This is a genomic window from Pseudomonas sp. FG35 (assembly GCF_057809295.1).
Map to the genome: position 1 here is coordinate 111,391 of NZ_JBMDJR010000010.1, position 20,647 is coordinate 132,037.

Annotated in this window: 16 protein-coding genes; 9 read left to right on the forward strand and 7 right to left on the reverse strand. The window is 60.3% G+C overall.

All coding sequences use genetic code 11. The features are described 5' to 3' along the window. Positions 1-24: 24 nt before the first annotated feature. Complete coding sequence (locus ACODTD_RS20265; RefSeq protein ID WP_064383403.1) at positions 25-819, forward strand: iron-containing redox enzyme family protein; 795 nt, start codon at positions 25-27, stop codon at positions 817-819. 63 nt (positions 820-882) lie between these two features. Here ACODTD_RS20265 and ACODTD_RS20270 read toward each other — a convergent pair whose 3' ends face one another. From ACODTD_RS20270 to ACODTD_RS20290, 5 genes are all read right to left on the reverse strand, one after another. Further along, on the reverse strand, positions 883-1,809 hold the full coding sequence (locus ACODTD_RS20270) for a GGDEF domain-containing protein (RefSeq protein ID WP_285354842.1): 927 nt from the start codon (positions 1,807-1,809) through the stop codon (positions 883-885). A 362-nt stretch (positions 1,810-2,171) separates the two neighbouring features. Next, positions 2,172-2,912 (reverse strand): YciK family oxidoreductase, encoded by a 741-nt coding sequence (locus ACODTD_RS20275; protein ID WP_011335377.1) that lies wholly within the window; start codon positions 2,910-2,912, stop codon positions 2,172-2,174. Positions 2,913-2,992: 80 nt separating this feature from the next. Further along, complete coding sequence (mupP, locus tag ACODTD_RS20280; RefSeq protein ID WP_285354844.1) at positions 2,993-3,664, reverse strand: N-acetylmuramic acid 6-phosphate phosphatase MupP; 672 nt, start codon at positions 3,662-3,664, stop codon at positions 2,993-2,995. 4 nt (positions 3,665-3,668) lie between these two features. Next, positions 3,669-4,367 (reverse strand): bifunctional 2-polyprenyl-6-hydroxyphenol methylase/3-demethylubiquinol 3-O-methyltransferase UbiG, encoded by a 699-nt coding sequence (gene ubiG, locus ACODTD_RS20285; RefSeq protein WP_007950906.1) that lies wholly within the window; start codon positions 4,365-4,367, stop codon positions 3,669-3,671. A gap of 57 nt (positions 4,368-4,424) precedes the next feature. Further along, positions 4,425-5,759, reverse strand: coding sequence for a TRZ/ATZ family hydrolase (locus tag ACODTD_RS20290; protein ID WP_489105130.1), 1,335 nt, complete (start codon positions 5,757-5,759; stop codon positions 4,425-4,427). Between the two features lie 108 nt (positions 5,760-5,867). Between ACODTD_RS20290 and mtnA the strand changes: the two genes are divergently transcribed. The 8 genes from mtnA (at position 5,868) to rpsA (ending at position 18,128) form a co-directional block, all read left to right on the forward strand. Further along, complete coding sequence (gene mtnA / locus ACODTD_RS20295) at positions 5,868-6,944, forward strand: S-methyl-5-thioribose-1-phosphate isomerase (RefSeq protein ID WP_011335374.1); 1,077 nt, start codon at positions 5,868-5,870, stop codon at positions 6,942-6,944. Positions 6,945-7,368: 424 nt separating this feature from the next. After that, the gene (gene gyrA, locus ACODTD_RS20300) at positions 7,369-10,032 is read left to right on the forward strand and encodes a DNA gyrase subunit A (RefSeq protein WP_489105131.1); all 2,664 of its coding nucleotides are present in this window, start codon (positions 7,369-7,371) and stop codon (positions 10,030-10,032) included. Between the two features lie 64 nt (positions 10,033-10,096). Then, complete coding sequence (gene serC, locus ACODTD_RS20305; protein ID WP_489105132.1) at positions 10,097-11,182, forward strand: 3-phosphoserine/phosphohydroxythreonine transaminase; 1,086 nt, start codon at positions 10,097-10,099, stop codon at positions 11,180-11,182. Further along, entirely contained in the window at positions 11,182-12,276 is a 1,095-nt protein-coding gene (gene pheA, locus ACODTD_RS20310) for a prephenate dehydratase (protein ID WP_489105133.1), read from the forward strand. The genes serC and pheA overlap by 1 nt, the downstream gene beginning before the upstream one ends. 12 nt (positions 12,277-12,288) lie before the next feature. After that, complete coding sequence (hisC, locus tag ACODTD_RS20315; RefSeq protein WP_489105134.1) at positions 12,289-13,401, forward strand: histidinol-phosphate transaminase; 1,113 nt, start codon at positions 12,289-12,291, stop codon at positions 13,399-13,401. A gap of 28 nt (positions 13,402-13,429) precedes the next feature. Then, positions 13,430-15,637: a bifunctional prephenate dehydrogenase/3-phosphoshikimate 1-carboxyvinyltransferase gene (locus ACODTD_RS20320; RefSeq protein WP_489105157.1), complete on the forward strand. Its 2,208-nt coding sequence runs from the start codon at positions 13,430-13,432 to the stop codon at positions 15,635-15,637. After that, on the forward strand, positions 15,634-16,323 hold the full coding sequence (cmk, locus tag ACODTD_RS20325; RefSeq protein WP_011335369.1) for a (d)CMP kinase: 690 nt from the start codon (positions 15,634-15,636) through the stop codon (positions 16,321-16,323). Before ACODTD_RS20320 ends, cmk begins: the two co-directional genes overlap by 4 nt. A gap of 119 nt (positions 16,324-16,442) precedes the next feature. Further along, on the forward strand, positions 16,443-18,128 hold the full coding sequence (gene rpsA, locus ACODTD_RS20330; protein ID WP_011335368.1) for a 30S ribosomal protein S1: 1,686 nt from the start codon (positions 16,443-16,445) through the stop codon (positions 18,126-18,128). A gap of 119 nt (positions 18,129-18,247) precedes the next feature. On the opposite strand, the gene ACODTD_RS20335 is transcribed toward rpsA, so the two are convergent. Further along, on the reverse strand, positions 18,248-19,258 hold the full coding sequence (locus ACODTD_RS20335; protein WP_011335367.1) for an NAD-dependent epimerase: 1,011 nt from the start codon (positions 19,256-19,258) through the stop codon (positions 18,248-18,250). Positions 19,259-19,269: 11 nt separating this feature from the next. Then, positions 19,270-20,619 carry a UDP-glucose dehydrogenase family protein gene (locus ACODTD_RS20340; RefSeq protein WP_011335366.1) on the reverse strand — a complete coding sequence of 450 codons (1,350 nt, stop codon included), beginning with the start codon at positions 20,617-20,619 and terminating at the stop codon, positions 19,270-19,272. Positions 20,620-20,647 lie beyond the last annotated feature (28 nt).

Below are 20,647 nucleotides of genomic sequence, written 5' to 3' on the forward strand. Positions count from 1 at the left end.
TCACAAATCAAAAGGAGCCGAACAGTGATCGACACATTCAACCGAACCGGACCACTCATGGAAGCTGCAAGTTATCCCGCCTGGGCGCAACAACTGATCCAGGATTGCAGCGAGAGCAAACGCCGGGTTGTCGAACATGAACTTTATCTGCGCATGCGTGATAACAAGCTCAGCGCCAGAACCATGCGCCAGTATCTGATCGGGGGCTGGCCCGTCGTTGAGCAATTCGCGTTGTACATGGCGCAGAATCTCACCAAGACCAAATTCGCCCGTCATCCGGGTGAAGACATGGCGCGGCGCTGGTTGATGCGCAATATTCGCGTCGAACTCAACCACGCCGATTATTGGCTGCACTGGAGCCGGGCCCATGGGGTGAGCCTGGAAGATCTGCAGGCGCAGCAAGTGCCGCCGGAATTGCACGCCCTGAGCCACTGGTGCTGGCACACCAGTTCGGCGGATTCACTGATCGTGGCCATCGCAGCCACCAACTACGCCATCGAAGGCGCGACCGGGGAGTGGTCGGCGCTGGTGTGTTCGACGGGTGTCTATGCCGCCGCTTTTCCTGAAGAGGATCGCAAGCGGGCCATGAAGTGGCTGAAGATGCACGCCCAGTACGATGATGCCCATCCGTGGGAAGCGCTGGAGATCATCTGCACCCTGGCCGGGATGAACCCGAGCAAAGCCTTGCAGGCGGAGCTGCGACAGGCGATCTGCAAGAGTTATGACTACATGTACCTGTTCCTCGAGCGCTGCATGCAGCTCGAACTGTCGGAGCGGGTGATGGTCGGGCGTGAGCGTCGGGCACTGGTCGAGAGCTAGTTTCGGCGACATCAATAAAAAAAACGGGAGCCCTGGCTCCCGTTTTTTGTTGGCAGCGAATTTCTAGCCCGCCATGGTCAGGCGATTGCGACCCTCGCGCTTGGCCACATACAGCGCGCTGTCGGCACGGCGCAGCAGGCTTTCGGCGGATTCGCCCGGCAACAGGGTCGAGCAGCCGAGACTCACGGTCAGTTCGATCAATCGATTATTGGCATAGTAATCCTGGGCCTGGGCTGCCTGACGCAGGCGCTCACCGACCATGGCGGCCGCATCACGCCCGGTGTTGGACAGCAGAATCAGAAACTCTTCCCCGCCATAACGGAACACCATATCGACATTGCGCAACTGGCCCTTGATCGATGCCGCCACGGCTTTGAGCACGTCGTCGCCGGCGCTGTGACCATGGAGGTCGTTGACCTGTTTGAAATGGTCGATGTCCAGCATCAGCAACGACAACGGTTGCAGGTGCCGGCGGGACATCTCGATTTCACGTTGCAGTGTCTGCTCCATGGCAATGCGGTTGCCGGCACCGGTCAGCGGATCACGCAGCGCGCTTTGCGTGGCGGCGCGGTACAGCAGGGCATTGCGCATCGGATACAGCAGCGCAGACAGCAACGATTCGAGATTGCCCAGTTCCTGTTCGCTGAAGCGCTGGTTGCGGCGGAACACCAGCTCACCCATGTGCTCGCCTTCGTGGCTGAGGCGGTAGCTGGCCGAGTGGTGGCCGCGGGCACCGAACTCCAGGCGCAGGTCGCAACCGTTGTGCACGTAGGTCAAGGCGTCCAGCGGCACCAGACGCTGAACTTCGCGGAAAAACAGACCGAGGATGCGTTGAGGCTCAAGGCTGGTTTGCAGTTGCAGGCTCATTTGCTGGCGCAATTGCGCCAGGCTGACAGGTCGCGCCAAGAGAGGTGGCTGCTGACCAAAGCCCAGGCGTTGCAATTTGGCATTGTCGAAGTCAATTGCAGTGGTCTGGGAGGGTGATTTCATATGGCGTGAGCCCCTAAGCAGTAAGTCTGTCTTACAGGCTGGGTGAGAGCGGCTATGGGCTGCGCGTCATACTGATCCATCAGTCCCGTAGGACATTTGGCGTAAGTTTAGTCTGCCCGATGACGATTAGTCAGCTATCGAATCAGGCCTTGCCCGACTGCCTTCACACGGCGTGCTTTGAGGAAATGTAGAGCGAAAGTCGTGCCATACGGTTCATATTTTATTAAAACCGTTTTGGATCAATGGCTTGAGATACTTTCGAAAGGAGGGGCGGTGGTTATTTGACTGAATTTGCCGCGTTCAGACCGGCAATTGCATGCCGCGACGGTATTCCGCCACGGCAACAAATGCGACGTATGGCACTACTGGGCGTTGAAGGCCTGGCCATTGATACCGGTGCTGTCGGGTCCCATCAGGTACAGATAGACCGGCATGATCTCTTCCGGTGTCGGGTTGTTCAGCGGGTTTTCGCCCGGGTAAGCCTGCGCACGCATGCTGGTGCGAGTGGCGCCCGGATTGATGCTGTTGGAGCGTACCGGAGCGACGTTTTCGACTTCGTCGGCCAGGGTTTGCATCAGGCCTTCAGTGGCGAACTTCGATACGCCATAGGCGCCCCAGTAAGCACGCCCCTTGCGCCCGACGCTGCTGGAGGTGAACACCACCGAGGCATCCTGCGAAAGTTTGAGCAGTGGCAACAGCGTGCTGGTGAGCATGAACATCGCGTTGACGTTGACCTGCATGACGCGCATGAAGTTTTCACCGGACAACTGCTCGATCGGCGTGCGCGGGCCGATGATCGAGGCATTGTGCAGCAGACCGTCGAGGTGGCCGAACTCGGTTTCGATCATCGCCGCCAGCTCATCGTATTGATGGGGCAGGGCGGTTTCGAGGTTGAACGGGATCACGGCGGGCTGTGGATGCCCGGCTGCTTCGATCTCGTCGTAGACTTCGGTCAGGTTGGCTTCGGTCTTGCCCAGCAGCAATACGGTCGCGCCGTGGGCGGCGTAGGTCTTGGCGGCAGCCGCGCCGATGCCGCGCCCGGCACCGGTGACCAGAATGATCCGATCCTTGAGCAATTCGGGGCGAGCGGAGTAATCAAACATAAGAAACCTCTAATCCATTAACTTCTGATCGCTCCCGCGTCTTGCGCGGGAACGCAGCGATGGTCGCTTTGCAGCACCACTCAGCAACTGCACAGAGCGTTATCCAGCACCTTGCGCAACTCCAGCGGATGATCCACCACCACGTCCGCGCCCCAGTGCCGAGGGTTGTCGTCCGGGTGGATGTAGCCATAGGTCACGGCAGCGGTTTTGGTGCCGGCGTCACGGCCGGATTCGATATCGCGCAGATCATCGCCGATAAACAGCACGGTCGACGGATCCAGATCAAGCATCTTGCAGGCCAGCGTCAGCATCTCGGGATCCGGCTTGCTGTTCTTCACGTGATCCGGGCAGATCAACAGGGCAGAGCGTTCGGCCAGCCCCAGTTGCCGCATGATTGGCTCGGCGAAGCGCAGCGGCTTGTTGGTGACCACGCCCCAGACCAGATTGGCCTTCTCGATGTCGGCCAGCAATTCGCCCATGCCGTCGAACAGCTTGCTGTGCACGGCGCAACCCACGAGATAGCGTTCGAGGAACTCAAGACGCAGTTCCTCGAAGCCCGGCGACTCCGGATCCATCGAGAACGTCACCGCGACCATGGCCCTGGCGCCGCCGGAGATTTCATCGCGGATGTGTTTGTCGTTCATCGGCGGCAAGCCACGATCCGCGCGCATCGCCTGGCAGATGGCGATGAAGTCCGGCGCGGTGTCGAGCAGAGTGCCGTCCATGTCGAAAAGGACTGCTCTGATGGCCATCGGCTTACTCCTCGCGCAGGGTCTGGATCATGTAGTTGACGTCAACGTCCGCCGCCAGCTTGTAGTGCTTGGTCAGCGGGTTGTAAGTCAGGCCGATGATGTCCTTGACGGTCAGGCCGGCCATACGGCTCCAGGCGCCGAGCTCGGACGGGCGGATGAATTTCTTGAAGTCGTGGGTGCCGCGCGGCAGCAGCTTCATGATGTATTCGGCGCCGACGATGGCGAACAGGTACGCCTTCGGATTGCGGTTGATGGTGGAGAAGAACACCTGGCCGCCGGGCTTGACCATGCGGAAGCAGGCACGGATCACCGAGGACGGGTCCGGCACGTGTTCGAGCATTTCCAGGCAGGTGACGACGTCGAACTGCTCGGGCATTTCTTCGGCCAGGGCTTCGGCGGTGATCTGGCGGTACTCGACGTTCACCCCGGATTCCAGTTGGTGCAGTTGCGCGACCGCCAGTGGCGCTTCGCCCATGTCGATACCGGTCACGGTCGCGCCGCGCTGGGCCATGGCTTCGCTGAGAATGCCGCCGCCGCAACCGACGTCGAGAACCTTTTTGCCGGCCAGATTTACGCGCTCGTCAATCCAGTTGACCCGCAGCGGGTTGATGTCGTGCAGCGGTTTGAACTCGCTTTCGCGGTCCCACCAGCGATGGGCCAGGGCTTCGAATTTGGCGATTTCGGCGTGGTCGACGTTGCTCATGATTCAATCCTCTAAAACTTGAAAAAGGCTGTAGCCCTGGAGTTTGACCCAGGGTGTTTACGATTCGGTGTGGCCGCTGATGCGTCGGCCCCAGGCCCGGGCGGTTTCGCCGAGCAGTTGTTCGTCAAGTCGGGTCAGGCGGCGGTCGTCGAGCAACTGCTTGCCGGCAACCCACAGGTGTTTCACGCAGTCGCGACCGGTGGCGTATATAAGCTGCGAGACCGGGTCATAGACCGGTTGTTGCGCCAGGCCGGACAGGTCGAAGGCGACGATGTCTGCGGCCTTGCCGAGCTCCAGCGAGCCGGTCTCGGCTTCGATTCCCAAGGCACGCGCGCCGTTCAGCGTGGCCATGCGCAAGGCCCGATGGGCGTCCAGCGCGGTGGCCGAGCCGGCGACGGCTTTGGCCAGCAGGGCGGCGGTGCGGGTTTCGCCCAGCAGATCCAGGTCATTGTTGCTCGCGGCGCCATCGGTGCCGACCGCGACGTTGACCCCGGCCTGCCACAGGCGCTCCACCGGGCAGAAGCCGCTGGCCAGCTTCAGGTTCGACTCCGGGCAATGGATCACGCTGGTGTTGCTTTCTACCAGCAACGCCAGGTCGTCATCGCTGATCTGGGTCATGTGCACGGCCTGGAAGCGCGGGCCGAGCAGGCCGAGACGACCGAGGCGGGCCAGCGGGCGTTCGCCGCGCTGTTCGACCGCTTGCTGTACTTCGAAAGCGGTTTCGTGGACGTGCATGTGGATCGAGGCGTCCAGTTCTTCGGCGATCACGCGGATTTTTTCCAGGTTCTCGTCGCCTACGGTGTAGGGTGCATGAGGGCCGAAGGTGATCTTGATGCGTTCGTGATGCTTCAGGTCGCCGAACAGTTCGACGCCCTGACGAATGGCTTCATCGGCGCTGGCGGCACCCGGAATCGGGAAATCGAGGATCGGAATCGCGATCTGCGCGCGGATTCCGCTGTTGTGCACGCGCTCGCTGGCAACCTTCGGGAAGAAGTACATGTCCGAGAAACAGGTGATGCCACCTTTTATCTGCTCGGCGATGGCCAGGTCGGTGCCGTCACGCACAAAATCTTCATCGACCCATTTGCCCTCGGCCGGCCAGATGTGGTTTTCCAGCCAGGTCATCAGCGGCAGATCGTCGGCCAGGCCACGGAACAGGGTCATCGCGGCGTGGCCGTGGGCGTTGATCAGGCCGGGGCTGAGCAGGACGTCCGGCAGTTCGCGGACTTCGGCGGCGTTACACTTCAGCGCTTCGGCACGCGGGCCGATGAACACGATGCGCCCGTCGCGGATGCCCAGGCCATGCTCCTTGAGCACAACGCCTGCGGGTTCGACGGGTACCAGCCAGGTCGGCAGCAATAATAAGTCGAGCGCAATGGCAGGTTTCGGCATCGAGGGTCGGTTCCAGTGCTTTTGTAAAGGATGGCGAAGTATACCCGAGCGTCTTCGCGGGGGGATCGCTATAATCGGCGGCTTTTGTTCATGAGTGCGGGGTGAGGGATGCGCGATCGACTGTTGGCTGCGGAGAAAGTAAAGGCCATCGATTGGCGTGATGGCGCGCTCCACCTGCTGGATCAGCGCGTTTTGCCGTTCGAGGAAAACTGGATCGCCTACACCAGCGCCGCCGGCGTGGCCGAAGCGATTCGTTCGATGGTGGTGCGCGGTGCACCGGCCATCGGCATCAGTGCCGCCTACGGCATCGTGCTGGCGGCCCGTGCCCGGATTGCCGAAGGTGGCGACTGGTATGCGGCGCTGGAAGAGGATTTCATGTTGCTGGCCGATTCCCGTCCGACAGCGGTCAACCTGTTCTGGGCGTTGAACCGCATGCACGACCGGCTGGACCGCTTGAAGGAAAACGCCGATCCGCTGGCGGCGCTGGAAGCCGAAGCCATTGCGATTCATGAAAGCGATCGTGAAGCCAACCTGACCATGGCCCAGCTCGGTGTCGACCTGATCCGCAAGCATCAGGGCAATGCCCAGGCGATTCTGACTCACTGCAACACCGGCGCCCTGGCCACTGGCGGTTTCGGCACGGCACTCGGGGTGATTCGCGCAGCGTTCATCGAGGGCATGGTCGAGCGTGTCTACGCCGACGAAACCCGGCCGTGGCTGCAAGGCTCGCGGCTGACCGCGTGGGAGCTGGCCAACGAAGGCATTCCGGTGACCCTGAACGCTGACTCCGCCGCTGCGCACATCATGAAAACCAAAGGGGTGACCTGGGTGATCGTCGGCGCCGACCGGATTACCGCCAACGGTGACGTGGCGAACAAGATCGGCACCTATCAACTGGCGGTCAACGCCATGCACCACGGCGTGCGTTTCATGGTGGTGGCACCGAGCTCGACCATCGACATGAATCTGGCCAGCGGTGACGACATCCCGATCGAAGAGCGCGACGGCGCCGAGTTGCTGGAGGTTGGCGGCAAGCGTGTCGGGGCTGACGTTGAGGCGTTCAACCCGGTGTTTGACGTGACCCCGGCGGATCTGATCGATGCGATCGTCACCGAAAAAGGCATCGTCGAGCGCCCGGACACCGCGAAAATGGCGCAGTTGATGTGCCGCAAGCGCTTGCATTGATTGGTTTGATGTCTACGTTGTCTTCTTCGCGAGCAGGCTCGCTCCCACAGGTTTTGTGATCGTTACAGAACCTTGTGAGAGTAAGCCTGCTCGCGAAGAGGCCTTGAAAGTCAATAAACATCCGCAATTTCGTCCCGAAATTTGCATTCAGGGAAGCTCTGAGCCTCTCTCGTCCCCGTTAAGCCTGTCATCGGTCATCTAACTATGCTCCATGCGCATCTGGGGGATAGGTGCGTGGCGGCTCTTGTGATAACATCCGGCGTTTTCCGAGGCAGTCCCACGGGGTTGTCTTCACTGCGCAAATCCAGGGTCAACTTGTCGATTTGTCGTAAGTCGGCGCATGGCACTCGGCCTGCATCGACGAGCTTCGTGCGTCCCCTATGGATATGGCGAAGTTTCACCAGAAAAAGGAATCAGGCTTCTCATGGGCGAACTGGCCAAAGAAATCCTCCCGGTCAATATCGAAGACGAGCTGAAACAGTCCTATCTCGACTACGCGATGAGCGTGATCGTCGGCCGTGCACTGCCGGATGCGCGCGATGGCTTGAAGCCCGTGCACCGTCGCGTGCTGTTCGCGATGAGCGAGCTGGGCAACGACTTCAACAAGCCGTACAAGAAATCTGCCCGTGTCGTCGGTGACGTGATCGGTAAGTATCACCCGCACGGTGATACCGCGGTGTACGACACCATCGTCCGCATGGCGCAGCCTTTCTCCCTGCGTTACCTGCTGGTCGACGGCCAGGGCAACTTCGGATCGGTGGACGGCGACAATGCCGCGGCCATGCGATACACCGAAGTGCGCATGACCAAGCTGGCGCACGAGCTGCTGGCCGACCTGCACAAGGAAACCGTGGACTGGGTGCCGAACTACGACGGCACCGAACTGATCCCGGCGGTCATGCCGACCCGCGTACCGAACCTGCTGGTCAACGGTTCCAGCGGTATCGCCGTGGGCATGGCGACCAACATTCCGCCGCACAACCTTGGTGAAGTCATCGACGGTTGCCTGGCCCTCATCGACAACCCCGAGCTGACCGTCGATGAGCTGATGCAATACATTCCCGGTCCGGACTTCCCGACTGCCGCGATCATCAACGGTCGCGCTGGCATCATCGAAGCCTACCGCACCGGCCGTGGCCGCATTTACATGCGCGCCCGCTCGATCATCGAAGACATCGACAAGGTCGGTGGCCGTCAGCAGATCGTCATCACCGAACTCCCTTACCAGCTGAACAAGGCGCGTCTGATCGAGAAGATCGCCGAGCTGGTAAAAGAGAAGAAACTCGAAGGCATCACCGAACTGCGCGACGAGTCCGACAAGGACGGTATGCGCGTCGTGATCGAACTGCGTCGCGGCGAAGTGCCTGAGGTGATCCTCAACAACCTCTACGCCCAGACCCAGCTGCAATCGGTATTCGGCATCAACATCGTTGCGCTGATCGACGGCCGTCCGCGGATCCTGAACCTCAAGGACCTGCTGGAAGCCTTCGTCCGTCACCGTCGCGAAGTGGTTACCCGCCGTACCGTGTTCGAACTGCGCAAGGCGCGCGAGCGTGGTCACATCCTCGAAGGTCAGGCCGTTGCCCTGTCGAACATCGACCCGGTCATCGCTCTGATCAAGGCTTCGCCGACCCCGTCGGAAGCCAAGGAAGCGCTGGTCAGCACGCCGTGGGAATCCACTGCCGTGGTCGCGATGGTGGAGCGTGCCGGTGCCGATTCTTGCCGTCCCGAAAACCTCGATCCGCAATACGGTCTGCGCGACGGCAAGTACTTCCTGTCGCCAGAGCAGGCGCAAGCCATTCTGGAACTGCGTCTGCACCGCCTGACCGGTCTGGAACACGAAAAGCTGCTGGCCGAGTATCAAGAGATCCTCAATCAGATCGGCGAGCTGATCCGCATCCTCAACAGCGCCGTGCGCCTGATGGAAGTGATCCGCGAAGAGCTGGAAGTGATCCGCGCCGAATACGGCGACGTGCGCCGCACCGAGATCCTCGATGCCCGTCTCGACCTGACCCTGGGCGACATGATCCCGGAAGAAGAGCGCGTCGTGACCATTTCCCACGGCGGTTATGCCAAGACCCAGCCGCTGGCGGCTTACCAGGCCCAGCGTCGTGGCGGTAAAGGCAAATCGGCTACCGGCGTGAAGGATGAGGACTACATCGCTCACCTGCTGGTCGCCAACAGCCATACCACGCTGCTGCTGTTCTCCAGCAAGGGCAAGGTGTACTGGCTGAAAACCTACGAAATTCCGGAGGCGTCCCGCGCCGCCCGTGGTCGTCCGCTGGTCAACCTGCTGCCGCTGGATGACGGTGAATACATCACCACCATGCTGCCGGTCGAGGAATACACCGAAGGTCACTACATCTTCATGGCCACCGCCAACGGCACCGTGAAGAAGACCCCGCTGGAATCCTTCAGCCGTCAGCGCAGCGTCGGTCTGATCGCGCTGGAGCTGGACGAAGGCGACGTGTTGATCTCCGCGGCCATCACCGATGGCGAGCGTGAGGTAATGCTGTTCTCCGACGGCGGCAAAGTGACCCGCTTCAAGGAATCCGACGTGCGTGCCATGGGCCGTACCGCCCGCGGTGTGCGCGGCATGCGTCTGCCGGAAGGGCAGAAGTTGATTTCGATGCTGATCCCGGAAGAAGGCAGCCAGATCCTCACCGCTTCCGAGCGTGGTTATGGCAAGCGTACCGCGATCACCGAGTTCCCTGAGTATAAACGTGGCGGCCAGGGCGTGATCGCCATGGTCAGCAACGAGCGTAACGGCCGTCTGGTCGGTGCGGTCCAGGTGCTCGACGGCGAGGAGATCATGCTGATTTCCGACCAGGGCACGCTGGTGCGTACCCGTGTCGACGAAGTCTCCAGTCTGGGTCGTAATACCCAGGGCGTGACCCTGATCAAACTGGCCAAGGATGAAACCCTGGTCGGTCTGGAGCGGGTTCAGGAGCCGTCGGAAGTCGAGGGTGAAGAGCTGGAAGGTGAAGAAGGTGTCGAACTGGAAGGTGGCGTGATCGGCGCCGAACCGGACGATGCGGTCGACAACCTGCAGGCGGACGCCGCAGACGAAGAAGAGTCGCAAGACTAACCAAATCGTAGCAGGGCAGAGTGTTTGCTCTGTCCGCTACCGTGATTGCATAGCGAGAGTGGATGTGAGCAAACGAGCCTATAACTTCTGCGCAGGTCCCGCTGCGCTGCCTGAAGCTGTCCTGTTGCGTGCCCAGTCCGAGATGCTCGACTGGCACGGCAAGGGTCTGTCGGTCATGGAAATGAGCCATCGCAGTGATGACTACGTGGCCATCGCCGAGAAGGCCGAACAAGACCTGCGCGACCTGCTGTCCATCCCCTCCAATTACAAAGTGCTGTTCCTGCAGGGCGGCGCGAGCCAGCAGTTCGCCGAGATTCCGCTGAACCTGCTGCCCGAGAACGGTACTGCCGACTATGTCGAAACCGGCATCTGGTCGAAGAAAGCCATCGAGGAAGCGCGTCGCTTCGGCAACATCAACGTTGCTGCCAGCGCCAAGCCTTATGACTACCTGGCCATCCCTGGCCAGAACGAGTGGAAGCTGACCCCGGGTGCGGCCTATCTGCACTACGCATCCAACGAAACCATCGGCGGCCTGCAGTTCGACTGGGTTCCCGAGGCCGGTGACGTTCCGCTGGTGGTCGACATGTCCTCCGATATCCTCTCGCGTCCGATCGATGTGTCGCAGTACGGCCTGATCTACGCCGGCGCGCAAAAGAACATCGGCCCGAGCGGTCTGGTGGTAGTGATCGTCCGTGAAGACCTGCTGGGCCGCGCCCGCAGTTCGTGCCCGACCATGCTCGACTACAAGATCTCGGCCGATAACGGTTCGATGTACAACACCCCGGCCACCTATTCCTGGTACCTCTCGGGTCTCGTCTTCGAATGGCTCAAGGAGCAGGGCGGCGTCGCCGCGATGGAGCAGCGCAACAAGGCGAAGAAAGATCGCCTGTACGGCTTCATCGACAACAGCGACTTCTATACCAACCCGATCAGCACCAACGCCCGCTCGTGGATGAACGTGCCGTTCCGCCTGGCTGACGAGCGTCTGGACAAGGCGTTCCTGGCTGGCGCCGACGCCCGTGGCCTGCTCAACCTCAAGGGTCATCGTTCGGTCGGCGGCATGCGTGCCTCGATCTACAACGCCTTGGGTCTGGACGCCGTCGAAGCGCTGGTCGACTACATGGCTGAATTCGAGAAGGAGCATTCCTGATGTCCGAGCAGGAGCTCAAGGCGCTGCGCGTTCGCATTGATAACCTGGATGAGAAGATTCTCCAGCTGATCAGCGATCGCGCGCGCTGCGCCGAAGAAGTTGCCCGGGTCAAGATGGCCAGTCTGGCCGAAGGCGAGCAGCCGGTGTTCTACCGTCCCGAGCGTGAGGCGCAGGTCCTCAAGCGCGTGATGGAGCGCAACAAGGGGCCGCTGGGCAACGAAGAGATGGCGCGCTTGTTCCGCGAAATCATGTCTTCGTGCCTGGCCCTCGAGAACCCGCTGAAAGTGGCTTATCTCGGTCCGGAAGGCACCTTCACCCAGGCGGCGGCCATGAAGCACTTCGGTCACGCGGTGATCAGCAAGCCGATGGCGGCGATCGACGAAGTGTTCCGTGAAGTGGCAGCCGGTGCGGTGAATTTTGGCGTGGTGCCGGTGGAAAACTCCACTGAAGGCGCGGTCAACCACACCCTCGACAGCTTCCTCGAGCACGACATGGTGATCTGCGGCGAAGTCGAGCTGCGCATTCACCACCACCTGCTGGTCGGTGAAAACACCAAGACCGACAGCATCAGCCGTATCTATTCCCACGCCCAGTCGCTGGCCCAGTGCCGCAAATGGCTGGACGCCCATTATCCGAATGTCGAGCGCGTGGCGGTGTCCAGCAACGCCGAGGCGGCCAAGCGGGTCAAGGGCGAGTGGAACTCGGCGGCGATCGCCGGTGACATGGCGGCTGGGCTCTATGGCCTGGCCCGTCTGGCCGAGAAGATCGAGGATCGCCCGGACAACTCCACGCGCTTCCTGATGATCGGTAACCAGGAAGTGCCGCCGACCGGCGACGACAAGACTTCGATCATCGTGTCCATGAGCAACAAGCCCGGCGCACTCCACGAGCTGCTGGTGCCGTTCCATGACAATGGGATCGACCTGACCCGGATCGAAACCCGTCCGTCGCGCAGCGGCAAATGGACCTACGTGTTCTTCATCGACTTCGTCGGTCATCACCGTGATCCGCTGATCAAAGGTGTACTGGAAAAGATCAGTCAGGAAGCAGTAGCACTCAAGGTGCTGGGTTCCTACCCGAAAGCAGTTCTTTAAGGGGTGGTAGCAATGAGTGGCAACTTCCTCGCTCTGGCACAGCCGGGCGTGCAGCAACTTTCGCCATACGTGCCGGGCAAGCCTGTGGACGAACTGGCCCGCGAACTGGACCTGGATCCGGCAAGCATCGTCAAGCTGGCGAGCAACGAAAACCCGTTGGGCGCCAGCCCGAAAGCGCTGGCCGCGATCCGCGAGGCGCTGGATGAGCTGACCCGTTATCCGGACGGCAACGGCTTTGCCCTGAAATCCCTGCTGGCCGAGCAGTGCCGTGTCGAGCTGAACCAAGTGACTTTGGGCAACGGTTCCAACGACATTCTCGAGCTGGTGGCGCGCGCCTATCTGGCGCCGGGCCTGAATGCGGTGTTCAGCGAGCACGCGTTCGCGGTTTACCCGATCGCGACCCAGGCGGTCGGTGCGCAGGCCAAAGTCGTTCCGGCCAAGGATTGGGGGCATGACCTGCCGGCGATGCTGGCGGCCATCGATGCGAACACCCGTGTCGTGTTCATCGCCAACCCGAACAACCCGACCGGCACCTGGTTCGGCGCCGAAGCGCTGGAGGAGTTTCTGCAGGACGTGCCGGAGCATGTGCTGGTAGTGCTGGACGAGGCCTACATCGAATACGCCGAAGGCAGCGATCTGCCGGACGGTCTGGATTTCCTCGCGGCTTATCCGAACCTGCTGGTCTCGCGCACGTTCTCCAAGGCCTACGGTCTGGCGGCGCTGCGCGTCGGTTACGGCTTGTCCACCCCGGTGGTGGCGGACGTGCTGAACCGGGTACGTCAGCCATTCAACGTCAACAGCCTGGCCCTGGCCGCGGCGTGTGCGGCGTTGAAAGACGAGGAATATCTGGCGCAGAGCCGCCAGCTCAACGAATCCGGCATGCAACAGCTGGAGGCGGGTTTTCGCGAGTTGGGTCTGAGCTGGATTCCGTCCAAGGGCAACTTTATCTGCGTCGACCTTGGTCAGGTGGCGGCTCCGGTGTTCCAGGGCCTGCTGCGCGAAGGCGTGATTGTGCGTCCGGTGGCCAACTACGGCATGCCGAACCATCTGCGGGTGACCATCGGTCTGCCGGCGGAAAACAGCCGCTTCCTCGAAGCGCTGCGCAAGGTTCTGGCTCGTGGGTGATGTCACTGCGCTGCAATCTGCTGCACCTATGATCGGGCGCCTGGTGGTGGTTGGTCTGGGGTTGATCGGTGGTTCGTTTGCCAAAGGCTTGCGTGAAAGCGGCGTCTGTCGCGAAGTGGTCGGGGTCGATCTCGACCCGCAATCGCGCAAGCTGGCGGTCGAGTTGGGCGTGGTGGATCGTTGCGAAGACGACCTGGTGGCGGCTTGCCGGGGCGCGGACGTGATCCAGTTGGCGGTGCCGATCCTGGCCATGGAAAAAGTGCTGGCCCGTCTGGCCGGCATGGATCTGGGGCAGGCGATCCTGACGGATGTCGGCAGCGCCAAGGGCAATGTGGTGCGTGCGGCGACCGAAGCGTTCGGCGGCATGCCGGCGCGTTTCGTGCCGGGCCATCCGATTGCCGGCTCCGAGCAGAGCGGGGTGGAAGCTTCCAACTCAGAGCTGTTCCGTCGTCATAAAGTGATTCTGACCCCGTTGGAGCAGACCGATCCGGCCGCCCTGGCCGTGGTCGATCGCTTGTGGCGTGAGCTGGGCGCCGACGTCGAGCACATGCAGGTCGAACGTCACGATGAAGTGCTGGCCGCGACCAGTCATCTGCCGCACCTGCTGGCCTTCGGTCTGGTCGATTCACTGGCCAAGCGCAATGAAAACCTTGAGATCTTCCGTTACGCTGCGGGCGGTTTCCGTGATTTCACAAGAATCGCCGGAAGCGACCCGGTCATGTGGCATGACATCTTTCTCGCCAACCGCGAGGCTGTCCTGCGCACACTCGATACATTTCGCAGCGACCTCGACGCCTTGCGCGACGCGGTCGATGCAGGGGATGGGCACCAATTGTTGGGCGTCTTCACGCGCGCCCGGGTTGCCCGCGAGCATTTCAGTAAAATCCTGGCCCGCAGGGCCTATGTGGACGCTATGAATTCCAACGATCTGATTTTCCTGGCTCAACCTGGTGGCCGCCTGTCCGGTCGGATTCGCGTACCGGGTGACAAATCGATTTCCCACCGTTCGATCATGCTCGGTTCTCTGGCTGAAGGCGTCACCGAAGTCGAAGGCTTCCTCGAGGGCGAAGACGCCCTGGCGACCTTGCAGGCGTTCCGCGACATGGGCGTGGTCATCGAAGGCCCGCATCACGGCCGCGTGACCATCCACGGTGTCGGCCTGCACGGCTTGAAGCCTGCGCCGGGCCCGATCTATCTGGGCAACTCCGGCACTTCGATGCGCCTGCTGTCCGGCCTGCTGGCCGCGCAGGACTTCGACAGCACCCTGACCGGTGATGCGTCGCTGTCCAAGCGCCCGATGAATCGCGTCGCCAACCCGCTGCGGGAAATGGGCGCCGTGATCGAAACCGCTGCCGACGGTCGTCCACCGATGACCATTCGTGGCGGTCACAAGCTCAAAGGCCTGACCTACACCATGCCGATGGCCAGCGCTCAGGTTAAATCCTGCCTGTTGCTCGCCGGTCTGTATGCCGAAGGCAAGACCACCGTCACCGAGCCGGCTCCGACCCGTGACCACACCGAGCGCATGCTGCGCGGCTTCGGCTATCCGGTGAGCGTTGACGGTGCCACGGCATCGGTTGAGTCCGGCGGCAAGCTGACCGCGACCCACATCGAAGTGCCGGGCGACATCTCGTCGTCGGCGTTCTTCCTGGTGGCCGCATCGATCGCTGAAGGCTCGGAGCTGGTGCTTGAGCACGTTGGCATCAACCCGACCCGCACCGGCGTGATCGACATCCTGCGTCTGATGGGCGCCGACATCACTCTGGAAAACCAGCGTGAAGTGGGTGGCGAGCCGGTAGCGGATCTTCGTGTACGGGCAGCTAAACTCAAGGGTATCGAGATTCCGGAAGCGCTGGTTCCACTGGCCATCGACGAATTCCCGGTGCTGTTCGTGGCCGCGGCCTGTGCTGAAGGGCGCACCGTGCTGACCGGCGCCGAAGAGCTGCGGGTCAAGGAGTCTGACCGTATCCAGGTCATGGCGGACGGTCTGCTGGCGCTGGGCGTCAAGTGCGAACCGACCCCGGACGGCATCATCATCGACGGCGGCCAGATCGGCGGCGGCGAAGTGCATGGTCATGGCGATCACCGTATCGCGATGGCTTTCAGCGTGGCCTCGCTGCGCGCCACGGCACCGATCCGCATCCATGACTGCGCCAACGTCGCGACATCGTTCCCGAACTTCCTGGCGCTCTGCGCGCAGGTCGGCATTCGTGTGGCGCAAGAGGCTCAGTCGTGAACAACATTGCACCGGTCATCACCATCGACGGGCCAAGCGGCTCGGGCAAAGGCACCGTAGCCGGGATTCTGGCCAAGCGTCTTGGCTGGAACCTGCTGGACTCCGGTGCATTGTATCGCCTGCTGGCGTTTGCGGCGCACAACCATGGTGTCGACCTGACCAATGAAGAGCTGCTGAAGAAACTGGCCGCTCATCTGGATGTGCAGTTCATTGCGGCGACCGACGGTCAGTTGCAACGCATCATTCTGGAAGGTGACGAAGTCAGCGATGTCATCCGCACTGAAAGCGTCGGTTCCGGCGCTTCTCAGGTGGCGGCATTGCCGGCTGTACGCGAAGCGCTGTTGCAGCGCCAGCGTGCTTTTCAGGAAGCCCCTGGCCTGGTGGCCGATGGTCGCGACATGGGTACGGTGGTATTTCCGAATGCCCCCCTGAAGATTTTCCTGACCGCCAGTGCCGAGGAGAGGGCGCGCCGTCGATATTTGCAGTTGAAGGGCAAAGTCGAGGGTGTTAGTCTGTCGAGTCTGCTAGATGAGATCCGTGCGCGCGACGAGCGTGACACCCAGCGAGCGGTGGCCCCGCTCAAGCCGGCGGCCGACGCGATACAGCTGGATTCCACGGAGTTGTCCATCGATCAGGTGCTTGAACGCATCATGAGTGAGATCGCCATTCGCGATATCGCCGGGTGACCAAGAAGGCCGCAGGGGACCAGTCATAGTCCTGTGGCGCTTCTTTTAAATGAAACTAACCCACATTGTCTGGGATGTGGAGATGGGCGTATTTTTCGCCCTAATCAACAGGAATTAAAATGAGCGAAAGCTTTGCGGAACTCTTTGAAGAAAGCCTAAAGACCCTGAACCTTCAGGCAGGCTCCATCATCACCGGTGTTATCGTTGATATCGATTACCAGGCTCGCTGGGTAACCGTTCACGCTGGCCTGAAGTCCGAAGCACTGATCCCTCTGGAGCAGTTCTACAACGACGCTGGCGAACTGAACATCAACGTCGGTGACGAAGTTCACGTTGCTCTGGACTCGGTTGAAGACGGTTTCGGTGAAACCAAGCTGTCCCGTGAAAAAGCCAAGCGCGCTGAATGCTGGATCGTTCTGGAAGCAGCCTTCGCAGCTGAGGAAGTGGTCAAGGGCGTTATCAACGGTAAGGTTAAAGGCGGCTTCACTGTCGACGTTAACGGCATCCGTGCGTTCCTGCCAGGTTCCCTGGTTGACGTCCGTCCAGTGCGCGACACCACGCACCTGGAAGGCAAAGAGCTGGAATTCAAGGTCATCAAACTGGACCAGAAGCGCAACAACGTTGTCGTTTCCCGTCGCAGCGTCCTGGAAGCCGAGAACTCCGCCGAGCGTGAAGCTCTGCTGGAATCCCTGCAGGAAGGCCAGCAAGTCAAAGGTATCGTCAAAAACCTCACCGATTACGGCGCATTCGTCGATCTGGGTGGCGTGGACGGCCTGCTGCACATCACCGACATGGCCTGGAAGCGCATCAAGCATCCTTCCGAGATCGTCAACGTTGGTGACGAAATCGACGTCAAGGTTCTGAAATACGATCGCGAACGCAACCGTGTTTCCCTGGGCCTGAAGCAACTGGGCGAAGATCCATGGGTTGCTATCAAAGCCCGTTACCCAGAAGGCACTCGCGTTACCGCTCGTGTAACCAACCTGACCGACTACGGCTGCTTCGCTGAGCTGGAAGAAGGCGTTGAAGGTCTGGTACACGTTTCGGAAATGGACTGGACCAACAAGAACATCCACCCTTCGAAAGTCGTACAAGTCGGCGACGAAGTGGAAGTCATGGTTCTGGACATCGACGAAGAGCGTCGTCGTATCTCCCTGGGCATCAAGCAGTGCAAGTCGAACCCATGGGAAGACTTCTCTGGCCAGTTCAACAAGGGCGACAAGATCTCCGGCACCATCAAGTCGATCACCGATTTCGGTATCTTCATTGGTCTGGACGGCGGCATCGACGGTCTGGTTCACCTGTCCGACATCTCCTGGAACGAAGTGGGCGAAGAAGCCGTACGTCGTTTCAAGAAGGGCGACGAGCTGGACACCGTTATCCTGTCGGTTGACCCGGAGCGCGAGCGTATCTCCCTGGGTATCAAGCAACTGGAAAGCGATCCATTCTCCGAGTACGTCTCGGTTAACGACAAAGGCGCAATCGTTAAGGGCACTGTGAAAGAAGTTGACGCCAAAGGCGCCATCATCGTTCTGGCCGACGATATCGAAGCGACTCTGAAAGCCTCCGAAATCAGCCGTGACCGCGTTGAAGACGCGCGCAACGCTCTGAAAGAAGGCCAGGAAGTAGAAGCCAAGATCATCAGCGTTGATCGTAAGAGCCGTCAGATCAGCCTCTCCATCAAGTCGAAAGACGACGCTGAAGAGAAAGAAGCCATCCAGAGCCTGAAAGCAGCTCCGGAAGGTGAAGCAGCTGACACCACCATGGCGGCACTGCTGCGTCAAGCAATGGCCAAACAGAACTGAGTTCTGTCTGATCATTAAAAAGGGCGACTTCGGTCGCCCTTTTTTGTGCCTGGAATTCGACAAAAAAAAACGCCGGATCACAATATCCGGCGTCTTTTGATGGCTGAACGATAAGAGCATCAGCTGATGTTGTAGAAGTCCTTGTACCAGTTCACAAAGCGCTGTATCCCGCTTTCAATCGGCGTGTCGGGTGCATACCCGGTATCGATCTTCAACTGCTCGACATCGGCATAGGTGTGTTCGACATCGCCCGGCTGCAACGGCAGAAGCTCTTTATGAGTGGTTTTGCCGAGCGCTTGTTCGATGTGCTTGATGTAGTCCAGCAATTCGACCGGTTGACTGTTGCCAATGTTGTAAAGCCTCCAGGGCGCCGCACTGGAGGCCGGATCCGGCTTGAGTCCTGACCATTGAGCGTTCGGTGCAGCAACATGGTCCAGGACCCGTATGACGCCGTCGACGATGTCGTCGATGTACGTGAAGTCTCGGCGATGCTTTCCGTAATTGAAAACCTTCAGCGGTTTGCCTTCAAGGATTGCCCGCACGAACAGGAACGGCGACATGTCCGGCCGGCCCCAAGGGCCGTAGACCGTGAAAAAGCGCAATCCGGTAGTCGGCAACCGATAGAGATGACTGTACGAGTGCGCCATCAATTCGTTGGCTTTCTTCGTGGCGGCATACAGCGAGACGGGATGGTCAACGTTGTCTTGCACGGCGAAGGGCATGCTCTCGTTAGCGCCATACACTGAACTGGACGAGGCATATACCAAGTGTTTGACGTGAGTTTGTCGACAGCCCTCGAGAACGTTCAAGAAGCCTGTAAGGTTGCTGTCTGCATACGCGTGAGGATTCTCCAGCGAGTACCGCACGCCGGCTTGCGCCGCGAGATGGACAACTTTTTCAAAGCCTTCTGTCTCGAACAGTTCCGCCATCGCAGTCCGGTCGCCGATATCCATGCGGATAAACCGGAAGCCCTCCTGCGGCGTCAATTGCGCGAGGCGAGCATCCTTGAGAGCCACTTCGTAATAGTCGTTCAGATTATCGATGCCAACGACTTCATCGCCGCGGGCAAGCAGCGCCTGGCTGACATGAAAGCCGATGAAACCGGCTGCGCCAGTCACGAGTATCTTCATGGGACAGCTCCTTAAGGTTGCAGAACGGGCATGAGCGAGTCAGCACGACCGATTGCGTAGTACATGAACCCTGCCTCCTTGGCCGCGGCAGGGTCAAACAGGTTACGCCCGTCGACCAGTACCGGGTAATTAAGGCAGGTTTTCAGCTTCTTGAAGTCGACAGTGCGAAATTGTTTCCATTCTGTGCAAATTACCAGGGCATCGGCGCCTTCCAGTGCCATTTCACGATTGGCTGTCAGTTGCAGATCGTCGCGTGCTCCGTAAATGCGCGTGGCCTCGCTCATGGCGGCCGGGTCGAATGCCTGGACTTTTCCACCTGCCGCCCAGATTGCTTCGATCAGATTGCGACTGGGCGCTGCGCGCATGTCGTCAGTGTTGGGTTTGAAAGACAGGCCCCAGACAGCGATGGTCTTGTTCTTCAGGTCGTGATCGAAGGCGAGGGACAGCTTCTCGAACATCACGTTCTTCTGGCGGTTGTTGACGGCCTCGACGGCGTTCAACAGTTGCGCCTCATAGCCGATTTCCTGAGCCGTGCGGGCAAGCGCCTGAACGTCTTTCGGGAAGCATGAGCCGCCGTATCCACAACCGGGGTAAATGAACTGGAAACCGATACGTGGATCGGAGCCGATACCCAGCCGGACCTGTTCGATATCGGCCCCCAGCCGCTCTGCCATCTGTGCGATTTCGTTCATGAAGCTGATCTTGGTCGCCAGCATCGCATTGGCCGCATACTTCGTCAGTTCGGCGGCGCGCACATCCATGAAAATCAATTTGTCGTGGTTGCGGCTATAAGGTGCGTAGCACTCGCGCATGATTGCTTTGACCGTTTCGGATTCGGTCCCGACGATAATACGGGCACCTTTGGCAAAGTCCTCGATGGCCGAGCCTTCCTTGAGAAACTCGGGATTGGAACAGACATCGAAGTCGAGCCCGGCGTCTCTGGCCTGCAGGATCGCGTCGACGGTCCGGCTGACTTTGTCGGCAGTGCCTACTGGAACCGTCGACTTGTTCACGATTACTTTGTGCTCGGTCATGTACTCGCCGATGGTGCGAGCGACGGCCAGCACATGCTGCAGGTCGGCAGAACCATCCTCGTTGGGCGGGGTGCCCACCGCGATCATTTGCAATTGGCCAAAGTCCACGGCTTGCCTGGCGTCGGTTGTGAAGTGCAGGCGGCCCTCGCGTTGGTTCTGTGCCACCAGTGCGTCCAGTCCCGGTTCGTAGATCGGGATGATGCCTTGCTTCAAGCTCTCGATTTTCGCGTTATCGACATCGACACACATCACGTCATGTCCAACATCTGCAAGGCAAGCGCCCGTGACGAGTCCGACATACCCGGTGCCGAAAACTGTAACTCGCATAATTTACATCCTGATAAATTCGGGGCCG